General features: G+C 52.8%; 16 protein-coding genes and 1 pseudogene. 11 read left to right on the top strand and 6 right to left on the bottom strand.

Annotation, left to right across the window (positions count from 1 at the left end):
- Window positions 1-60: 60 nt before the first annotated feature.
- Both LOY55_RS19095 and LOY55_RS19100 read left to right on the top strand, forming a co-directional pair.
- A pseudogene (locus tag LOY55_RS19095) lies at window positions 61-198 on the top strand (2-hydroxycarboxylate transporter family protein); the annotation flags it as partial.
- Between the two features lie 308 nt (window positions 199-506).
- On the top strand, window positions 507-671 hold the full coding sequence (locus LOY55_RS19100; RefSeq protein ID WP_258666318.1) for a hypothetical protein: 165 nt from the start codon (window positions 507-509) through the stop codon (window positions 669-671).
- A gap of 79 nt (window positions 672-750) precedes the next feature.
- On the opposite strand, the gene LOY55_RS19105 is transcribed toward LOY55_RS19100, so the two are convergent.
- On the bottom strand, window positions 751-984 hold the full coding sequence (locus LOY55_RS19105; RefSeq protein WP_258666320.1) for a hypothetical protein: 234 nt from the start codon (window positions 982-984) through the stop codon (window positions 751-753).
- A gap of 436 nt (window positions 985-1,420) precedes the next feature.
- Between LOY55_RS19105 and LOY55_RS19110 the strand changes: the two genes are divergently transcribed.
- Entirely contained in the window at window positions 1,421-1,957 is a 537-nt protein-coding gene (locus LOY55_RS19110) for a 2,4'-dihydroxyacetophenone dioxygenase family protein (RefSeq protein ID WP_258666323.1), read from the top strand.
- A 103-nt stretch (window positions 1,958-2,060) separates the two neighbouring features.
- Window positions 2,061-2,963, top strand: coding sequence for a LysR family transcriptional regulator (locus LOY55_RS19115; protein WP_258666325.1), 903 nt, complete (start codon window positions 2,061-2,063; stop codon window positions 2,961-2,963).
- 102 nt (window positions 2,964-3,065) lie between these two features.
- Here the strand turns inward: LOY55_RS19115 and LOY55_RS19120 are convergent, their stop codons facing one another.
- Entirely contained in the window at window positions 3,066-6,119 is a 3,054-nt protein-coding gene (locus tag LOY55_RS19120; RefSeq protein ID WP_258666327.1) for an FAD-binding and (Fe-S)-binding domain-containing protein, read from the bottom strand.
- 160 nt (window positions 6,120-6,279) lie between these two features.
- On the opposite strand from LOY55_RS19120, the gene LOY55_RS19125 reads away from it, so the two are divergent.
- Complete coding sequence (locus tag LOY55_RS19125; RefSeq protein WP_258666330.1) at window positions 6,280-7,179, top strand: LysR substrate-binding domain-containing protein; 900 nt, start codon at window positions 6,280-6,282, stop codon at window positions 7,177-7,179.
- A gap of 69 nt (window positions 7,180-7,248) precedes the next feature.
- On the opposite strand, the gene LOY55_RS19130 is transcribed toward LOY55_RS19125, so the two are convergent.
- The 3 genes from LOY55_RS19130 to LOY55_RS19140 are packed head-to-tail and all read right to left on the bottom strand — an operon-like array spanning window position 7,249 to window position 11,105.
- Window positions 7,249-8,850 (bottom strand): GMC family oxidoreductase, encoded by a 1,602-nt coding sequence (locus LOY55_RS19130; RefSeq protein WP_258666332.1) that lies wholly within the window; start codon window positions 8,848-8,850, stop codon window positions 7,249-7,251.
- Window positions 8,837-9,667 carry a shikimate dehydrogenase gene (locus LOY55_RS19135; protein WP_258666334.1) on the bottom strand — a complete coding sequence of 277 codons (831 nt, stop codon included), beginning with the start codon at window positions 9,665-9,667 and terminating at the stop codon, window positions 8,837-8,839. Before LOY55_RS19135 ends, LOY55_RS19130 begins: the two co-directional genes overlap by 14 nt.
- A gap of 4 nt (window positions 9,668-9,671) precedes the next feature.
- A complete protein-coding gene (locus LOY55_RS19140) occupies window positions 9,672-11,105 on the bottom strand; it encodes an aldehyde dehydrogenase family protein (protein WP_258666337.1) in 1,434 nt (477 codons plus the stop codon).
- 48 nt (window positions 11,106-11,153) lie between these two features.
- On the opposite strand from LOY55_RS19140, the gene LOY55_RS19145 reads away from it, so the two are divergent.
- Window positions 11,154-11,438, top strand: a complete 285-nt coding sequence (locus tag LOY55_RS19145) for a hypothetical protein (RefSeq protein ID WP_258666340.1) — start codon at window positions 11,154-11,156, stop codon at window positions 11,436-11,438.
- A 497-nt stretch (window positions 11,439-11,935) separates the two neighbouring features.
- On the opposite strand, the gene LOY55_RS19150 is transcribed toward LOY55_RS19145, so the two are convergent.
- Window positions 11,936-12,571 (bottom strand): cupin domain-containing protein, encoded by a 636-nt coding sequence (locus LOY55_RS19150; protein ID WP_258666343.1) that lies wholly within the window; start codon window positions 12,569-12,571, stop codon window positions 11,936-11,938.
- Window positions 12,572-12,958: 387 nt separating this feature from the next.
- Between LOY55_RS19150 and LOY55_RS19155 the strand changes: the two genes are divergently transcribed.
- From LOY55_RS19155 to LOY55_RS19175, 5 genes are all read left to right on the top strand, one after another.
- The gene (locus tag LOY55_RS19155; RefSeq protein ID WP_258666345.1) at window positions 12,959-14,014 is read left to right on the top strand and encodes an ABC transporter substrate-binding protein; all 1,056 of its coding nucleotides are present in this window, start codon (window positions 12,959-12,961) and stop codon (window positions 14,012-14,014) included.
- A 193-nt stretch (window positions 14,015-14,207) separates the two neighbouring features.
- Complete coding sequence (locus LOY55_RS19160; RefSeq protein ID WP_258666346.1) at window positions 14,208-15,287, top strand: ABC transporter ATP-binding protein; 1,080 nt, start codon at window positions 14,208-14,210, stop codon at window positions 15,285-15,287.
- Between the two features lie 10 nt (window positions 15,288-15,297).
- Window positions 15,298-16,545, top strand: coding sequence for an ABC transporter permease (locus tag LOY55_RS19165; RefSeq protein ID WP_258666349.1), 1,248 nt, complete (start codon window positions 15,298-15,300; stop codon window positions 16,543-16,545).
- A 5-nt stretch (window positions 16,546-16,550) separates the two neighbouring features.
- Window positions 16,551-17,375, top strand: a complete 825-nt coding sequence (locus LOY55_RS19170) for an ABC transporter permease (RefSeq protein WP_258666350.1) — start codon at window positions 16,551-16,553, stop codon at window positions 17,373-17,375.
- A 102-nt stretch (window positions 17,376-17,477) separates the two neighbouring features.
- Window positions 17,478-18,725: an aspartate aminotransferase family protein gene (locus LOY55_RS19175; RefSeq protein WP_258666353.1), complete on the top strand. Its 1,248-nt coding sequence runs from the start codon at window positions 17,478-17,480 to the stop codon at window positions 18,723-18,725.
- The last annotated feature ends 240 nt before the right edge of the window (window positions 18,726-18,965 follow it).

Consider the following 18,965-nt stretch of genomic DNA (forward strand, 5'->3'; position numbering starts at 1 on the left):
GTAAACTCAAATGCCTTGCTTCGACCAAACCTTAGCAGAGGGCATGACCTGCAGAAAGCGGTTGGCGGCACCAAGGATGTGGCTATCCTGTCAGCGTCCAACCGTATGTCGCTGATGCCGTTCGTGCAGATCTCGACACGCATCGGCGGCGCCTCAACGGTGATCCTGGCTACTATTCTCTTGCGTATTTTTGCTTGATAGCGAGTGCATGACACTCATTCATCAACCCCTCAGTTAACGCAATGGTGTTCACTTTCCAGTGAACACCATTTTTACTCCGAAAGAATGGCATCGAAGAATTCGTCTCGGCGGTACACTCTGTTGCATAAAAAAGCATTCGACGCGATTGAAAACCCCGAGCCAATTGGATCGTTCTCGACCGGTCATGGCCAGGCCGCGTGATGGTCAAACCCGATGCAAATGATTGGTCAGGTCGAATGCAAATGGGTGGGCAAGTCTGCGCAATTACTCACCTGCTACGCTGTCCTCTCCACGGAGGAATCGCGATGCCAAACTCAGACCTGCTCCCTTCTCTGCTCTTCAAGATCAATCAGAACCAATTAACCCTCGAAGCCGCGATCACGGAATTGTCGCTCTGGGTCGAACAACGCGGATCAGCAGAGGTTGGTGGTAACGTTCGTGGTGCTTTGGACACAATCGGCAAGAACTAGGATTTCATCAACCTAACGCTCGCCATGCTGATGGCCCTCGAGTGATCGGGTACCCATCTTGCTTGGTCAAAAAACCAACTCACAGCACCAGTAGCGCCTCGTGGATCTCAATGGCCGGAATAGCTTCTTCCTTGCGCTTGCTGGCGAGCCAGATCCTTGTTTTGCTCACATCGAAAATTTGCCCCTGCTCCATCAGCGTCAACACGAGTGCATCTGCAACTCGATAGCGACCACAGACCGGACAATCTCTCTCTTCCCATGGGCCGTGACACTGAATGCGTTCAGCGACACCTGCACAAATAAGACAGCTCATGGGATCACCATTATTTTTTATTAGTTTGTAGCTGATCCGTCTTTTTTCAGCCGCTTTAATCTAATAACTCACAGCGTGTTCAATTACCAGCCCCCCAGTCATAAGTCGGGAGATCACTGACTTGTTCCATTGAGACGTATCTCAGCAGGGTACCGAGTCCATGGATATCTGGCTCAAGAGCGGGATCTGTCCTTACGAAGGAATCGCCGATGCCAAGGGCTAAATCCGCTCCTACCACTGTGCTGATTACGCATTCGCCCATATTACCTCCTAATTCAGCGACTCTAAATTCAATAACCTTCTGAACTGTGACGAGAATTCACACATGCTGTGAAGTTTGGAGCCTTTCTCCACCCTGTTTTACTGCCTTACTCTTTGGTTCAAGCCCAAGCGATACCACCAGGGCCCCACTAACCTAGCCGTGGAAACCATAAAAATGAGCTCTGCACCGAAGCCTGATGAACTTGCGATCCCCTATCAACTGCCTCAGGTTCCATTCATGTCGCCAGACATGGTGCACCCAGGGGTCCTGACGAACTGGCTGGAAGACGACAAGCTGTGGGTACCTGTTACCGGTTCCGTCTCCTTCAAGCCATTGCTGCTGAGCGTCACTGGTGGTTACTACATCAACCTGCTACGAGTGCGCCAGGCCGGCGTGCTGTCCCGCCATCGACACACCGGCGGCGTTCATGCCATCGTACTCAAGGGCCGCTGGTACTATCTGGAGCACGACTGGGTCGCATCCGAAGGCTCCTTTGCGTACGAGCCTCCAGGCGAAACCCATACCCTTTTCGTTCCAGAAGACGTTGACGAAATGATCACCTGGTTCCACGTCCAGGGCGGATACACCTACGTCGATCCACAAGGCGTGGCGGTCGGCTACGAAGACGTTTTCACCAAGCTTGAAGCGGCCCGCAAGCACTACAAAGAGCTGGGTCTACCTGATGACTACATCGAGCAATTTATTCGCTGATCAGTGATCTGAAGATCATAAGCGCGCCTATGGCGCGCTTGTTGTTTCAGCCCCAGAAAAGTGGCACGCTGATTTTTGAAAAGCCCGCCGACAAGGTAGATGAATGGACAATTACTCGCAGATGCTGGCCTTCATTTGGGCCACCGAGCACGGAAATTTTTCTGCAGCAGCGCGCTCAAACGGACTTACACCCTCGGCCATCAGCAAGCTCATCACTCGCCTTGAGGATCGGCTGCAAACTCGCCTGTTCCAGCGAGGCACTCGCAATCTCACACTCACTGAAGAAGGTGCTGCTTACCTGGTCAGCGCGCGGGAAGTGGTCAACGCCATGGCAGAGGCAGATTCCCTGGCTGAAGCGTTCCCTACGCGCGTGAGCGGAACTCTGCGCATCCATACGATGACAACCTTCGCCAAGCATCAAATTTTGCCCTGGCTACCAGAGTTCCTTGCCACATACCCTGCCCTGAGCGTCGACATTCAAGTTGGCCCCCAATACATCGACCAATTTGAACAGGGTCTTGATATAGCCATCCACAGCGGTGTCTTACCCGACTCATCACGGATTGCCAGAAAGGTGGGTGAAAGTGCTTGGGTCATCTGCGCCTCGCCGGAATATATCGAGCGTTGCGGTAGACCCAATCACCCACAAGACCTTGTGAACCATGACTGTTTTAACTTCAGCTTCAAAAGCGCATGGAATAACTGGGAGTTTGAAATCGACAACCACAAGACCTTGATCCCTGTCAGCGCCAAAGCGTGTTTTGCCCAGGGTGATTTGCTGCGTCAGATGGCACTATCGGGGGCAGGTATCGTGAAGCTTGCGCAATTCCATATCGGGGCGGATATCAGGAAAGGGCGCCTGATCCCATTGCTTGAGGAGTACGCCCTGGATGAAAAAGAACCCATCTACATGGTGTACTCAAATCGCAAGCACCTCAGTCCAAGGATCAGGGTTTTTCGAGACTTCCTTGAGACCAAAATTGCTGAGCAACCTTGGGCCATATAGGCATCGCCCAGAAACAGCGCGCCCCATCTACCATGCAGCCTCACGCGAAAAAGCGAGGCGGTTAAACCGCCCAAGCCACGGGGTAAATCGGCGACCTAACGATTACCCGGCGACATCCCTTACGACCGCAAGCAAAGCCTGTATCGGATGCAGAATCGTCGCCCCATCCTTGCGTTTAACTTGGCTTCGACATGAGTACCCGTCCGCCAACAAGCGACCTGAACGGTTGAACTTCTCCACCAGCGGCCCCCAAGACTGGCTGTAGATAACGTCTGACGTCTTAGCGTTTTGTGTCTCATGTCCATATGTGCCAGACATGCCACAGCAACCACTCGCTTGAACCTGCAGCTTCAATCCCATCCGCGCATAAATTTGCTGCCAAAGGCCGATGCTGCCGGGTTCATTAGTTTTCTCGGTGCAGTGAGGAAGGAAGTAGTAGGTCTCTGTCTCCTTGATTGCATTCGATGACGGGAGCACCTCCGCAAGCCACTCCTGCGGCAAAAAGACAGTTGGGATCTGATCGCTGCCAAGCGTCTTGGCGTACTCTTGTCGATACACCAAGGTCATAGCGGGATCCAAGCCAACCAATGGAACCTGGTATTGGTGAAGTTTACTCAGCGATTCGGCGTTGAAATACGCGGCTTTTTCAAATGCCTTGAGGAAACCCTGAACCTGCAGGGGTTTACCGTTCGGAGAGAACGGTGCGATGTACACCTGGAACCCGAGCCTTGAGATCAGCTCAACCCAGTCGGCAAGCACATGGGTTTCGAAGTAACGTGTAAAGGCATCCTGCACGAGAATCACACTGCGTTTACGCTCCCCCTCCCCCAATGCAGCAATACGCTCGGGCGTCGCCATCTGAACGTTCCAGCGACGGCATACGTCGTTAAAGTCCATCAAGCTGAGCAATGGGCTATCGACCATTCCGGCGACATGCTCAAGAAAGAAGCGAACTGGCCGGGCGCCCATGATGAAATTGTATAAACGCGGCACGCGCGCAATGTAGGGAATCGTGTATTCCAGCGAGCCGATGAGATAGTCCTTCAAGGGGCGCAGATACCGGCTGTGGTACAGCTCCAGGAATCGCGATCGGAACTCCGGCACATTGACCTTCACCGGACACTGACCAGCACAAGATTTACAGGCGAGGCACCCCGCCATGGCCTCATAAACCTCATGGGAAAAATCCTGTTGTCCCAACTTTTGCGCGACGGTATTCGCAGTTCGTTTGGCAATACTAAGTACGTTGGAAGTCGAGCGCAGCCGATCACTGGTAGCCAATACATCGATGTCTTGTTGGCCCTGCAATCTCAACCATTCCCGGATGAGCGAAGCGCGACCTTTGGGTGAATGGACTCGGCTACGAGTGCCTTTCCAGGAAGGACACATAGCGTCATCAGGATCGAAGTTGTAGCAGGCACCATTGCCGTTGCAGTGGACGGCAGTGTCATAGCTTTTCCAAACCCGCTCATCAATTGTCCGATCAAGCTCGCCTCGCAACTTGACCTCGTCAACGCGCGTCAACCGAGCGCTAGGCACAGTCTTCGGCGTAGCGATCTTGCCGGGGTTGAGTTGGTTGTGTGGATCAAAAGCAGCTTTGAGTTCCTGCAATGCCGGATAAAGTTCGCCGAAATAATCGGGCACATACTGGGATCTCAACCCCTTTCCATGCTCACCCCACAACAAGCCGCCATGCTTTTGTGTCAACCCGGCGACGGCATCGGAAATCGGCTGAATCAGGGCCGCCTGAACAGGGTCTTTCATGTCGAGAATCGGACGCACATGGAGGACGCCCGCGTCGACGTGTCCAAACATTCCGTACTCCAAGTCATAGCTGTCCAGAAGCGCTCGAAACTCCAGGATGAAGTCAGCCAAATTCTCAGGCGGAACGGCGGTGTCTTCGACAAAGGGTTGCGGCCGGGCCTCTCCTTTGACGTTGCCGAGCAGCCCTACTGCTCGCTTACGCATCGCATAAACGCGTTTGAGGGCGTCAGCACCTATTGCAAACGTGTGACCCAATCGCACGACGCTGGTATCGCGCTGCAGGTGCAAAACAAACTCATGAACACTCTGCTGAACTGCCTCTTCATCGTCGCCGCTAAATTCAACAAGATTGATTCCGAGTGTCGGTGCATCTGGGTCTTCCGGGAAGTATTCTGCGACGCCGTGCCAGACTATGTCCTTCATGGCCAGCATGAGCACTTTGGAATCGACTGTCTCGATAGACAACGGCTTCAACAGCATCAACGCCTTGGCGTCCCTCAGAGCATCCATGAACCCCGCATAACGCACGTTCACCAGGATCGAATACTTGGGGATCGGTAACACGTTGAGCTTGGCTTCAACGATGAAGCCAAGGGAGCCTTCGGAGCCACACAAAACGCTGTTGAGATTGAATCGATCATTTGGCTCTTGCAGGTGAGCCAGGTCATAGCCAGTCAAGCAACGATTGAGTTTCGGAAATGTACTCTGGATCAGATCAGCATGATTGCGCGCGATGTCCGTGGCACATCGGTAGACCTCTCCTACACGATCTGCGCGACCTGTTTCCGCCCACCAACAGTCGCGTTCCAAAACCGAACTGTTGAGTCGATCGCCACCCAGCAAAACGGTAGAAAGTTCCAAGACATGGTCACGGGTTTTGCCATACGTACAGCTTCCCTGACCACTCGCGTCGGTATTAATCATTCCGCCGATGGTGGCGCGGTTTGATGTGGATAGTTCGGGCGCGAAAAATAATCCATGTGGTTTCAATGCAGCGTTGAGCTGATCCTTAACCACACCGCTCTGCACACGAACCCAACGCTCCTCGACATTGATCTCAAGAATACTGTTCATATGGCGAGACAGATCGATAACAACCCCCTCTGTTAGTGATTGGCCGTTGGTACCGGTTCCACCTCCACGGGGTGTGAGCACAACTGATCTAAACTCGGGACGGGCCACCAGGCGTGCCAAGGTCTCGACATCCCGAGCATGCCGTGGAAACACCGCCGCTTGTGGTAGGCGCTGATAGATCGAGTTGTCGGTTGCCAACACCGTCCTATCGCCATAACTACGCGCAATTTCTCCCTGAAAGCCCTCTTCCTCAAGCCGACTTAAAAAACCTTCGTAGGATACGTTTTGGACATCAGGGGAAGACAGCCGAGCAATCATGGTGGAGTTCCTTCGGGTAATGCAGCTAATCTAAACATTCTCGTTATGTATGCTCAGCACCAAGGTGCTAACAAACCATAAGGGGTTTTACCTTCGATTTTGTCGGGACACGATGACTCGAACAAACGTAAAACCTGCAGATTTTGCATGAGCTTTATGAATGAACCCAAGAAGACTGACGCCCTCCATGTCCCTGCTGATTGCCTTCGAAGCAGCCGCTCGACATTGCAGCTTTACCAAAGCTGCAGACGAACTGGCATTGACTCAAAGCGCCGTCAGCCGGCAAGTGCAATCCCTGGAAGCCCAGCTTGAGATCGAACTCTTTCGCCGTGATGGACGGAAGATCGAGTTAACTGCAGCCGGTGCCCTGTACCAACATGAGCTTGCCGCTGCACTGGGTCGAATTCGAAGTGCAACGCTGCAGACAATTGCTTACAAGGCTGAGGCTGGCCCGCTAAACCTCGCTGTACTTCCGACATTGGGATCAAAGTGGCTCCTCCCCAAAATGCATGAGTTTTATGCACTCCACCCAGGGAACCTGGTGCACATCCATTCAAGGATTATTCACGCCGACATCCAGTCCAGCGCGAGCGACATGCAGGCAATCATCTGCGCCGGCAAAGGAGACTGGCCAGGCTACATTTCGCATCTATTACTCAAAGAAAAACTGGTCGTTATAGCGAGCCCTACAGCGCTTGCGGATTTTCGCGCCATGTCACCACCGGACGTCGCTGATCAAGTTTTGTTGAATGTCGTCTCTCGACCCAATGCGTGGTCTGATTGGTTTGACCGCAACAACCTCGGCCATAGAAGTATGCGTACCGGCCCAAGTTTCGAGCTCACTGCCCACCTCATTCAGGCCGTATCAGCGGGCATTGGTATCGGGCTGGTTCCCGACATTCTGGTGCAGGACGAACTCAAATCCGGAGCGCTGGTAGCACTATTCGACCCGATGGAAAGCGGTCGCAATTACTACCTTGCGTATGCCACACGCTATCAACATCTGCCTGCACTAAAGACCTTCAGTGCTTGGCTGCTGTCCCTACCGTTCCCGGATTAAAGATCCATGGAACACAACACCACAGCAATGCTTAGTGGTACTTCAAGCATTGCTGCAGCGAGCCCGCTCTCAGTAATGAATTGGCGCGGAGCCAAGTATCAAGTCGGCCCCACGCTCAGCAACAGCCATTACCGCACCTTGGATGTTGCCGGAGATCATAGATGGAATGACCGAGGCATCGACGACACGAAGACCACTTAGGCCATGGACTCGCAACTGTGAGTCGACCACGGCACCCTCGTCCTCGCCCATCCTGCAGGTGCCGATGGGGTGATAAATCGTCTGGCCATTATCTCGTGCAAATTCGAGCCAATCTTCATCGCTCTTGGTTTGGGAGCCCGGACTGGTTTCTGCATCGACGAATGCACTCATCGCCGGCTGTTCCATAATTCTTCGCGCGATTTTCATGCCCTGGATCAGGCTCGTGCAGTCTTCATCCTCGGTCAGAAAATTCGGACGAATCGCCGGCATAACATCAGGATCCTTTGATTGGATGTGAATGCTGCCCTGAGACTTGGGACGTAGCTGACTGACTCCAATCGTGAAGCCTGGGTGCTTATCCAAAATTCGCTCGGCGGCATTGGCATAGCTTGCATGTACGACGAAATATTGCACATCCGGCGTAGGCATTTCAGGCTTGGTCTTCACAAAACCATGAACCAAGCCGGTACCCAGTGTCAGAATTCCCGTGCGCTTGGTGAAGTACTCAGCCACGGCAAGACCAAGTCTCCATCCGCGTGCCAGCTCATTGAGAGTCACCGTGTTCTTCAGCCGCCAGTTCATACGGGTGGCAAAGTGATCGATGTAATTTTCCCCTACACCATCAAGACGGTGCTTGAGTGGGATGCCCGCCTTGTCGAGCACATCAGGTCGCCCGATTCCCGACAGCTCCAGGATTTGCGGCGATTGAATGGCTCCGGCACACAGAATGACATCCTGTCGGGCATTGACAGTGACCTCGCGACCGCCTCGACGGTAAGTGATACCAGTGCAACGTGAGCCCTCAAGTTCGAGGCGCAACACATGTGCATTGGTCTCGATTTGCAGGTTAGCACGTGCTCTTGCCGGCTTGAGATAGCCGTCCACAACGCTCCAACGCCGCCCCTTGTGCTGGGCAACCTGGTAGTAACCAAATCCCGTCTGATCATCGCCGTTGTAATCTTTATTGTGCCGGTGTCCATCTTGAATGCTCGCCTCTAAGAAGGCGTCCGACACGGGATAGCGCTCTGTGACCTGTTGAATATGCATCGGGCCTTCATGCCCACGCGAGTCATCGCCTTGAGCATAAGTCTCGAATTTTTTGAAGTAGGGCTTGAGCGTGGCGAAATTCCACTGCTTCGCCCCTGTGGACTCCCAAGCGTCATAATCCCCTGGCTGCCCACGCACATAGATCATCCCGTTAATGAGAGTAGATCCGCCGAGGCCCTTACCACGGGGTACGGAAATTTCCCTTCCGCGCGTGTTCGCCTCAGCCTGGGTCTTAAATCGCCAGTTGTAACGCTTGTCCACTAGCAGCTTGGTGAAGCCAGCAGGAATAGGAATCCAGAAACCGTTCGGTTCGCCCCCCGCTTCCAGCACCAAAACTTTGTATTTTCCGGAAGCAGTGAGCCGATTGGCGAGGATACAGCCAGCAGTTCCGCCACCAACAATGACGTAATCAAATGTACTCATGATTTTGCTCGTTCTTATTAGTTGCCATCGCCGCAGCCATCAACTCAATCTGACAAAGCAGCATTGGCATTCCATCAAGCACTCGACAGCCCTTTTCAGTTGCGGCTGCCAACAGGGGAGTGATCGCAGGTTTCATAATGATTTCTGCGACAATTTGCGATGAGGTGAGCAACGCTACATTCAAGGGCAGAATGTCATCCACAGAGAGCCCAAGGGATGTGCTGTTTACTACCAAATCATGGCCAGATGGATCATCTGAGCCGACACACAGCTCCACAGCGGGGAAGACTATGGCGAGTCTTTGGACAAGTTCCTCTGCCTTAAATGTGGTGCGATTGAAGATGGTGATTTTTCTGACGCCTGCGGCGGCGAGAGCGAACGCGATTGCCTTTGCTGCGCCCCCGGCACCTGCCAAATAGACCGACATGCCGGCCGGTTCTACGTCCCGTTGACGTAGACCTGCCAAGAAACCCGCGCCGTCCAGGATGTCGCCATGCAGGCTTCCATCTTCGTTGCGTCTCACTACGTTGACCGCACCTACGAGTCGCGCAGCATCTGACACAGAATCGCATAGCTCAACGATTGCAGATTTGTGCGGCACCGTAACGATGAATCCATCCAGGCTTTGAATTCCGCGCAGTCCTGCAACAACGCCGTGGAGACCGTCTGTGCTGACATGAAATGGCACCATTACCCGATCATCACCGCGCTCAGTGAACAGGCGGTTCATCGCATCTGGTGTCTGCACATGATGGATTGGGTCAGCGATAATCGCGTATACCCGTGTGGTGCCACTGATCTTGTTTTTATTTTCCATGAGTTCAGGCCAATGTGTAGGTGGTTTTGACGGAGGTATAAAATTCCTTTGCGTACCCACCTTGCTCGCGAGGCCCATAGCTTGAGTTTTTTCGACCGCCGAAAGGTGCGTTGTAATCCACTCCTGCTGTTGGGACGTTGACCATCACCATGCCGGCGGTAGAGCGTTGCTTAAAGTCCGAGCTGTGCTTTAGAGAAGTGGTGCAAATCCCGGATGACAAACCGAATTCGGTGTCGTTAGCCAACGTGACCGCCTCTTCGTAATCCTTAACGCGGATGACACTCGCCACCGGGCCGAAAACTTCCTCCCGGTTGATACGCATCTGGTTAGTGGTTTCAGTGATCAGCGCCGGAGAAAGATAGAAACCTGGTGTGCCCCTTGTCAGCAGTTCGCCGCCATAAGCGAGCTCCCCACCCTCTTCCTGGGCGCTCTTGATGTAATCGCAGTCTTGCTTGAGCTGCGCCTGTGACACGACAGGGCCCATGTCACAGCCTTCAGACAATGCGTGGTCAACCTTGAGCGAAGAGAGACGCTTTATCACGGCCTCAACAAATTGATCGTGTATGCCATCCTGGACAATCAAACGGCTGGAGGCGGTGCATCGCTGGCCTGTAGAGAAGAAGGAGCCGGAGACCGCGACTTCAACTGCCTGATTGAGATCTGCATCATCCAAAATAATGAGCGGGTTTTTGCCGCCCATTTCCAGCTGGACTTTGGCACCGCGCTCCATGCAGGTCATACCAATACTGCGGCCTGTGCCAGTGGAACCCGTGAACGTCAAAGCCCGTACTTTTTTAGACTTTGCAAAGACATCACCCACTTTCGAGCCGGGCCCCATGACCAGATTGAACACTCCGGAGGGAAGCGCACCTGCGCGAACAATAATTTCCGCCAGTGCCCACGCACTGCCAGGCACCAGATCAGCTGGTTTGAAAACAACTGCGTTACCGAACGCCAGTGCAGGAGCGATCTTCCAGGCCGGGATTGCGATCGGGAAGTTCCAGGGAGTGATGATGCCGACCACGCCCTCTGGCTCGCGCCGTACATCGGCCTCAACCCCAAGGCGAATGGATGCCAGGCGTTCGCCCGAAAGGCGTAATGCTTCGCCCGCAAAAAACTTGAAAACCCTGCCCGCGCGAACCACTTCACCAATACCCTCAGGCAGGGTTTTCCCTTCCTCACGCGCTAGCAACCGGCCCAACTCTTCACGACGAGCCAAAATCTCAGTGCCAATGCGGTCGAGCGCGTCACCTCGCACCTCGGCGGTAGATCGAGCCCAGCTCGGAGCCGCCTCAAAAGCCGCATCAACAGCCATCGCAGCTTGAGAAGCATCAGCGCGCGCGTACTCACCGACCACATCATTAGTATCGGAAGGATTGATATTCAGATTGATATCGGCGCCTTCGAGCCACTCTCCGGCAATAAAATTCTTATTCATGCATTCTCCCAGACACTAATATTTATGTAGGTGAACTGAAGGGTAAATATGACTTTTCGTCAGCGCAGATTAATCAAACGAGCATGTAACAAGCTGTGTTTTGGCTCTAACAAAATGATGCCAATGAATTACATTCGAGCCGGTGAGCTTTCACAATCAATTCGGGCTGCAGTGATGATGGCCTTGCGAGCATTTCAAACACTGAATAAAACCTTATCCCCCCGCCCCATTACTGTCTACGGCCTAGCTGTGCCTGCAGTTCACACCCAGTATGAAGAAAAAGAACAAAAGGGTGCAGCGATCTCTTCCATACAGCGAAGGACACCGATCTAAAAGAAACCGGGGGTCGATGTAACTACTTTTATTAAGACCCACACGCTTACTGAGATCTAAACGACAAACTCCCGATATAAGCGATCATTGATAAACCAGCAATGAGCAAAAGTTTATTCCAGCGACGACTCGAATTCATGCCATCTAACACCCATACCAATGTGCCTTTACCCCATAGACACCTCAAAGCCGTCATCAATATGAGTCGCCTTGAAAAGACTATTCAAGCTCGATCGCCCCTGCCGCCTGTGACGAGCATTCACACCGAATGTGAATCGGGGAGGCCTAATCTCCATGCAGAACACGAATTACCGTATGGGCTAGGAAGGAAGATTGTCTTCAGCGAGAACCCGGCATCCGAGCAAAGTTTACCGAGTCGTAAGCTCCGAGCGGAGCAAGAACACAATGGAGGTGCTTATGGGATCAGGCCTGGAGTCTGCACGCACAGCCAATCGCGAGCGTGCAGCCAAGCACCCAAACTCAAGGAAGTAGATCGGTCAGAACGTTGGGGGAGAAACCGCGCTCACCACGATGCAAACCTCGTCAAAAGGGTTGCGCATTCGATGCGGGAGTCTGCTGTCGAAGTAGTAAGCATCACCCACCGAAAGGATTCGCACCTCATCCCCAACGGTCATTTCAAGCTTGCCCTCGATGATGATTCCGCCCTCCTCGGCCTCGTGAGAATAAAGCTCCTCACCCTCTTGTCCAGTGTCAGCTCCTGGCTCGTACCGCTCGTGCAGGATCATCATGGAGCTGTTCGCCAGGTTCGCTCCCACCTGTCGATAAGAGAGTTTCTTGCCATCAGCAAGCTCCACCAATTCATCGGCTTTGTAGAAAACTGCCCGATCTACAACTGCCGAATCTGAAAAAAACACACTAAGGGTGACATTCAGGGGGCGTAGCAAGCGCTTCAAAATACTTACGGATGGGCTGGATTTGTCTCGTTCGATGATCGAAAGCGTGGCATGAGGAACTCCGGCCTGCTCAGCCAACCCTCGAATTGAAAGCCCGCGACTTTGTCGCAATGCTTTCAGTCTCGCCCCCACCGAAGCAGTCTCCTGGATTTCTGAAGGGTCTTCAGACGGATCTTCTGGGGCGTGGGGGCTTCGGCTAATCGCCGGTGTTTCTATCACGGTTAAATCCTCAGATAAACGGCACCCGAGGGGGCCAAACTTCAGTTCGATGACTTGAACTGCCCACTCTCTTTGAAGCCAACACGAATCATACACACTAATTTGGGTTGTTTCGCACCATGCAATGCACCTAAAGGGAAGCAAAGTAACACGATTTCAAAATCGCTCGCCCATGCCAAGAACTCTTAGCCAGGTAACAAAAACCAACAATATCTAGCCACCTAACACTCAAAATTTTAAATTTTAAGCATTAAAAAACAATCGCTTACCGTTTATCCGGGCGATTGAAGATTTTCTCGACGCTAAAAAATAAAGCTTGCCTAGGTTATTTTTGAGTGGTAAAAATTTTTACCACAACAACACAACAATCTGCGTCGAGGTTTAAAAATGCACAAGCCATGCCACGCTGTAGCAGCACTTGGATTTGCCCTCGTTGGGATTGCAGCTTCATCACAAGCTGCCAACGCCCGCGACCTCACGATTGTTTCCTGGGGAGGAAATTTTCAGGATGCGCAACGTGAGATATTTTTCGCCCCATTTGGGAAACAGATCGGAAAGAACGTCCTCGACCAGAGTTGGGACGGCGGCGTCGGTGTCCTCGATGCAAAAGTAAAAGCAGGAACACCGAACTGGGATGTCGTTGAAGTCGAAGCCGAGGATCTGGCTCTCGGATGCGACTCCGGCCTCTACGAAAAAATTGATTGGGCAAAGGTCGGTAACAAATCCGATTTCATCCCCGAAGCTGTGAACGATTGCGGCGTAGGCGCCATCGTTTGGAACACCGGTCTGGCCTGGGACGGCGACAAACTGAAGGCCACTCCAACTTCTTGGGCCGACTTCTTCGACACCAAAAAATTCCCAGGGAAACGTGGTCTGCGAAAGGGGCCAAAATATTCACTTGAATTTGCATTGATTGCAGACGGTGTAAAACCAGCCGAAGTCTACAACGTACTGCGCACTCCAGAAGGAGTCGACCGAGCCTTCAACAAACTCAATGAGATCAAGTCGAGCATCGTCTGGTGGGAAGCCGGCGCACAGCCGCTGCAAATGCTTTCTGCGGGTGACGTTGTCATGAGCTCTGCCTACAACGGCCGAATCACCGGCTTCAACCGTAACGAGGGCAAACACTTCAAGTTCCTGTGGAATGGCAGCGTTTCGGCCATCGACTCGTGGACTGTTCTCAAAGGCAGCGAAAACAAAGCAGCCGCCATGGATTTCATTGGCTATGCCAGCAAACCTGAAAACCAGGCAAAGCTGCCCAAGTTCATCGCTTACGGCCTGACCAACAAAAACGCCAACGAACTTGTACCGGCAGAATTGAAATCTGACCTGCCAACGACCCCCGAAAACCTTGCTCAATCGGTGCCTCTGGATGTCCAGTTCTGGGTCGAAAACACTGAACCACTGACCGAGCGTTTCAACGCTTGGATCGCCCAGAAGTAACCGATCCATAAAGGTGCTCCTGCCACCAGTTACCAGGTGGCAGGTGACAGGTGGCAGGTGGCAGGTCAACTACGAGCAAGACCTAGTCCCAACCTGCGACTTGAACAAATAACGATTGCTTCTCTTTTTTTGAATGAATAGGCGGATGAGTAGCGAAGATTATTTCTGCCTACTCCCGAATGAGGGTTGCCATATGAATCACTTGGTCAGCTTCAAAAACATCCAGAAAACCTACGATGGTTTTCGGCCCGTCGTTAAGGATCTGAACCTTGATATCAAAGAGGGCGAATTCGTGACGTTGCTCGGCCCATCAGGCTCCGGTAAGACCACGAGCCTCATGATGTTGGCCGGTTTCGAAACACCGACACACGGCGAAATTTTTCTGAAAGACAAGCCGCTTCACAACCTCCCGCCCCACAAGCGCGATATCGGCATGGTGTTTCAGAATTACGCATTGTTCCCTCACATGACGATCGAGCAAAACCTCGCCTTCCCGCTCTCCGTCCGCAAAATGAACAGCGTCGACAGAAGGGAAAAAGTCCGCCGTGCATTGGACATGGTGAAGCTCACCGACTTCGCAAAACGCTACCCCGCTCAACTGTCGGGTGGCCAACAACAACGAGTCGCGCTGGCTCGGGCCCTGGTGTTTGAACCCAAACTTGTATTGATGGATGAACCACTGGGTGCCCTGGACAAACAGTTGCGCGAACACATGCAACTGGAGATTAAACACCTCCACAAGCAGCTCGGGCTGACCGTTGTTTACGTGACACACGACCAAAGCGAAGCACTGACAATGTCCGACCGTGTCGCTGTCTTCAATGACGGCGTGATCCAACAGATCGACAGTCCTGCGGCAATTTATGAAGCTCCGACCAAAAGTTTCGTTGCTCAGTTCATCGGTGAAAACAACACCCTGATCGCAACATCTGTTTCCAGAGACGACAGTCACACTATCGCACGCTTGGCTGACGGCAGCTTAATCCGGGCGATTTCGGTAGTTGGGGCTAAGCCTGGAGATCAGGTCGCGCTTTGCATTCGACCAGAGCGCGTTGTGGTTGGGCCGGCTGGCAGTACGCCATTGACTGCTCGCATTCAGGAGTACATCTACCTGGGTGACCACGTTCGAATGATTACTGAAATTGCAGGGCAACCGAATTTCATGATCAAGCTTCCTGCCTCGCAAATGGATAGCAGCTGGACTGTAGGTAGCTCGATTTCCATTTCTTGGGCGCCAGAGCACATACGTGCCCTGGACGTGACCACACACTGAGTCGCAGATCATGAGTCATTCAGTAGCAATTCTTTCAGGCAAGGCCGAAGCGGTAGATCTTAGAGCCAAGCTTAGAAAAGCCGAACGCTCATACAAACTGAAATCGCTAGCGCTCATCGCGCCACTGTTTCTGTTCGTACTCGTGTGCTTTGCCTTTCCAATCGGCACCATGCTTACTCGAAGCGTGGACAACCCCGACGTGCATAGCGCCATGCCTGCAACAACAGAGGCGCTCGGATCCTGGGACGGTACCTCGCTGCCGAGCGAGGGCACTTACGATGCGTTGGTAAAAGACCTGGCTAGCGCAAAAGAGAGCGGTCAGATCGGAGCTCTTACCAAACGCTTGAGTTACGAAATCCCTGCTTACCGAACCGTTATCACTAAGACACTGCACAAGCTCCCGGACAGCACCGCAACGTCTAAGCGTGAGGCGCTGATCGCTGTGGATAGTGCCTGGGGAGAAGTGAACTATTGGAAGGCCCTGAAGCAAGCATCGTCGAAGCTGACGCCTTATTTCTTGCTTGCGGCCCTCGATCATCGTGTTGATTCCGCCACCGGTAGCATTGTCAAAGCAGAGCCGAACCAATCGATTTACTTGGATATTTTCACACGCACCTTCTATATCGGCGGCGTTGTAACCATCCTCTGCCTGTTACTCGGTTTTCCAGTCGCTTACTGGCTGGCCACTTTGCCAGAGGGTAAAAGCAATCTGTTGATGATTTGCGTTTTGCTGCCCTTCTGGACGTCTCTGATTGTTCGCACAGCGGCGTGGATCGTACTGTTGCAATCAGATGGCCTGATCAACCGCTCGCTCATGTTCCTTGGGATTGTGGACGCACCTGTCCAGCTTGTTTTCAACCGGACTGGCGTAATCATCGCGATGACGCATGTCCTTCTGCCGTTCATGATTTTGCCGCTCTACAGCGTGATGAAAAGCATTCCTTCGAACTATGTTCGCGCCGCCATTTCTCTTGGGGCACACCCTTTCGTTGCCTTCTGGCGGGTGTATGTCCCCCAGACCTTCGCGGGTCTGGCAGCCGGCGGTTTGCTCACCTTCATTCTGGCGATTGGTTACTACGTGACGCCAGCGTTGGTAGGTGGTGCAGCGGATCAAATGGTCAGTTACTTCGTCGCGTTCTACACCAACAAAACCGTCAACTGGGGCATGGCATCGGCGCTTGGTAGCCTGCTGCTGATCGCAACACTGCTGCTCTATGTGGTGTACGGAAAGCTCACCAACCAAACCCAGGCGAGGTAATCGACATGTTGCAGCCTTACGCTTCCTCAGCAGAGAAACTGGCCAGGTTTGGATTGGTCTCTACCTCAATCCTTGTACTGCTGTTTTTGATTGTTCCGATACTGGTGATAATTCCTTTATCGTTCAATTCGTCGTCTTTTCTCACATACCCAATGGATGGCTTCTCCTTCCGTTGGTATGAAGAGCTGATGACGTCTCAAGAATGGCGCCAAGCATTCAAGAACAGCTTCATCATCGCTCCAGGCGCCACCTTTCTGGCGATGGTGTTTGGGACGATGGCATCCGTTGGCTTGTGTCGGGGCAACTTCCCGTTCAAAAACGTGGTTATGGCCTTTCTCATCTCGCCAATGATCGTGCCTCTGATCATTGTCGCAGTAGGTCTGTACTTCTTCTTCGCCAAACTACAGTTGCTCAATAGCTACATTGGATTGGTACTGGCGCACGCGATGCTGGGTGTCCCTTTCGTAGTCATCACGGTTAACGCGACTTTGCAGGGTTTCAACACCAACCTGAGCAGAGCAGCTGCCAGTCTTGGCGCCCCGCCGCTCACGGTGTTTTTTAAGGTCGTGTTGCCTTTGATTGCCCCAGGAGTGATCTCGGGAGGACTGTTCGCGTTTGCCACGTCTTTCGATGAGGTGGTGGTCACTCTTTTCCTGGCCAGCCCGTCGCAAAGAACACTTCCGCTTCAGATGTTCTCGGGTATCAGAGAGAACATCAGTCCAAACATCGCGGCTGTCGCCACCATCATGGTCATCCTGTCCGTACTGATGTTGCTGACACTGGAGTTACTCCGCCGTCGCAACGAAAAAATGAAGATAAAACAAGAATAAGAAGGCATACGCAGCCTGTTCAGGCTCGTTAAAAGCTACGTAAAACCCCTCTCGGGCCCAATACCCGGGACGGCTAACTACTGTCAAAATTCAGAGGTTTTTATGCCTAATTTAGTTGGTGATGTTTCCAGCGCTGCTCGTATCCTGCCTGACCTGAATGGTGAAAAACTGTTCATTAGCAAAGGTAAAGGCGCTTACCTTTGGGATGACAAAGGTCGCAGATACATCGATACCGCACTGGGCTTTGGTGCGGTATTGCTTGGTCACTCGAATGACTCGGTAAATGCTGCAGTTACTGAAGCATTAGGCGACAGTGCCGCGCCATCCTGGGCTCATGTCCGTGAGCATGGAGCCGCAACTGAACTGGCCAAACATACCGGCGATCTTACGAAGGTGATCTTCACTAACTCCGGTAGCGAAGCTGTTCACCTCGCCTGCCGTGCAGCTCGGGCTTATACCGGCCGTGGAAAAATTGCCAAGATGGCTGCCGGTTTCGATGGCTGGTTCGATGATGTCAGCTACGGCAACGTCACGTCCAACGAAGCGAGCTTCCAGGACGGCAAGCGCCCATCTACCGAACGTACAACGCTGATCCGCTACAACGATTTCGCAGATGTAGAGCGGCTATTTGCAGAAGACAATGACATCGCGGCGGTCATCCTTGAGCCGATGCTGGCCAACGCTGGTTGCATCATGGCATTGCCAGGTTATCTCAAACATGTACAGGACATTGCTCATAAGCACGGCGCACTGGTGATTTGTGATGAGGTTCTGATGGGCTTTCGGCTATATGCGGGTCTGGCAGGGCTGCGTGAAGGTTTGAGCCCTGATATCGCGAGCGTCGGCAAAGCGATAGGTAATGGTGTCCCAGTCTCCGCCATCGTCGGCAAACCTCATATCCTGGCAGGCTTTGAAGAAGGCCGTGTCCTTCGCGGGGGAACATTCAGCGGTAACCCTTTGGCGTGCGCAGCCGTGACGAGCACCCTGACTCAACTGGACGACAACGATTACGAGAGTCTCATCCAGCGCGGCAACGATCTACGCGCTGCGATTGAGGCCATTTTCGAATCCCATGGCGTGATCATTTCAACCAGCGGCTACGGGAATGTGTTTGGTGTTTGGTTGGGAATGACTTCCCCGGTGACGTACGAGCAGGCAGTCGAGAAAGCGAACCCTGCCTTCACCACGGCCCTGCACCTGGCGCTGCGCGAAGCAGGAGTGTTGATGATGCCGTCTCCGTACGGCCGCATTTACATTTCCTTTGAGCACAACAGCTTCGTGATCGAAGAAATGAAAGTTGCCTTTGAGAAAGCTGCTGCCAAGTTAAGCGCTGAATTCGCGAACGCTTGATCCAGAAAGGAGGTCTTAAGACCTCCTTTTCCCCACCTAATAAGTGGCAACTATTTGCGTACGACGTTAGGTATCGCGACACTGGCAACAGAGACGTCCGGTTCCCGGTATTCCCGATTGAAAGTCTGGACTGGTTTTCCCACTGCCATTAGGCCCATAAAAACGACAAATGCGCTTTCGCAGCTCGAATGGCTCAGTGCGCCTGAACCGTCGAAATGGCCCAATATTTAGGTATGCTAG

The organism is Pseudomonas sp. B21-040 (genome assembly GCF_024748695.1).
Classification (GTDB): Bacteria; Pseudomonadota; Gammaproteobacteria; order Pseudomonadales; family Pseudomonadaceae; genus Aquipseudomonas.